Origin of the sequence: Paraglaciecola sp. 20A4, assembly GCF_011378905.1 — a bacterium.
In the GTDB taxonomy this organism is placed as follows: domain Bacteria; phylum Pseudomonadota; class Gammaproteobacteria; order Enterobacterales; family Alteromonadaceae; genus Paraglaciecola.
In genome coordinates, this window is record NZ_WTPY01000035.1 from 24,249 (window position 1) to 25,033 (window position 785).

Below are 785 nucleotides of genomic sequence, written 5' to 3' on the forward strand. Positions count from 1 at the left end.
CCGATAATGAACTCATTCACTTTTTTTTATTTATATGTGAACTTAATCGGATATGCCACGGTCATATTTAGCGTGTGTTTTAGTTTATGTGTGTTTCCAAAAAGACTTTTAGCCCGACTTTTTAGTTGGGCTTTTTTTTGCCCGGAATTTACTGCAAACCGCAAAGTACTGTCCCCACCAACCAAGTTTTTTTCCGACCCGATAGAACTATCTGACTACTCATTTATTAGCGATAATGAACTCATTCACTTTTTTTTATTTATATGTGAACTTAATAGGATATGCAATGGTCATATTTAGCGTGTGTTTTAGTTTATGTGTGTTTCCAAAAAGACTTTTAGCCCGACTCTTTAGTTGGGCTTTTTTTTTGCTCGAAATTGGTTAAAGAATAAACCTAAGATCCGGCAAAACTATCGATATTATCTAGGTCATACGATTCAACTTCTTTAAGTCATATCGTATTGATAATTAACTTATTCACTTTTTAAATTTATATGTGAACTTAATAGCATATGGTCCGGTCATATGTAGCGTGTGTTTTAGTTTATGTGTGTTTCCAAAAAGACTTTTAGCCCGACTCTTTAGTTGGGCTTTTTTTTGCTCAAAATTTACTGGTAATTGCAATGTGGGTTCCGGCATCAAGGGCTAAGGTATGCCTATCATATAGATCAATTTATCGACGCATTGATACCCATGACTAACCCATTTATTTTTTTTCATTTATGTGTGAACTTAATCAGGTACACCACGGTCATATTTAGCGTGTGTTTTAGTTTATGTGTGTT